Origin of the sequence: Nonomuraea sp. ZG12 (assembly GCF_052068115.1) — a bacterium.
Lineage (GTDB): Bacteria > Actinomycetota > Actinomycetes > Streptosporangiales > Streptosporangiaceae > Nonomuraea.
The window spans coordinates 1-701 of sequence record NZ_JBQHCW010000095.1 but is presented as its reverse complement, the minus strand read 5'-3'; the positions used below and the strand labels follow the sequence as shown (position 1 = coordinate 701).

Sequence of the window (701 nt, the reverse complement as noted above, 5' to 3'; positions counted from 1 at the left end):
GGCTTGTTCGGCCTGTTGGCCGTGCTGATCCGCTCTGATCTGTCCAAGGATGTTGAGCTGCTGGTGCTCCGTCAGGAGAACCAGGTCCTCCGCCGTCGACTCGATGGTCGACTGCGGTGGGGTCACGCTGACCGGCTCTGGCTTGCGGCATTGTCGCGATTGGTCCACCGCCGCCGGTGGGCGGAGGTGTTCCCGATCACCCCAGCGACGATCTTGCGCTGGCACCGTGACCTCGTAGCGCGCAAGTGGACCTTCACCGACCGGCGACGCCCAGGACGCCCTTGCACTCGCCGGCCGGTCAAGGCACTGATCGTGCGAATGGCCCGGGAGAACCCGACCTGGGGGCATCGGAGAATCCAGGGAGAGCTGGCTCGGCTGGGGTACTCGATCGCGGCCTCCACGGTGTGGGAGATCCTGCACGCCGCCGGCGTCAATTCCGCGCCCCGCCGGTCCGGGCCGACCTGGCGGCAGTTCCTGACCGCCCAAGCCCACGCGATCATCGCCTGCGACTTCCTCGTGGTCGAGACGGTGCTGCTCAAGTGGCTGTACGTGCTGGTCTTCATCGAGCACGGCACCCGGCGACTGCACCTGGCCGGAGTAACCGCGCGTCCGACCGGAGCATGGACGGCGCAGCAGGCCCGCAACCTGGTCATGGACCTGGGGGAGCGCATCGCCGGGCTGCGGTTCGTGATCCACGATCG

General features: G+C 68.0%; 1 protein-coding gene. It reads left to right on the top strand.

Annotation, left to right across the window (positions count from 1 at the left end; genetic code table 11):
• Nucleotides 1–21: 21 nt before the first annotated feature.
• Nucleotides 22–701: helix-turn-helix domain-containing protein (locus ACTMTF_RS49410; protein ID WP_441117038.1), on the top strand; the 680-nt coding region annotated here is incomplete at its 3' end.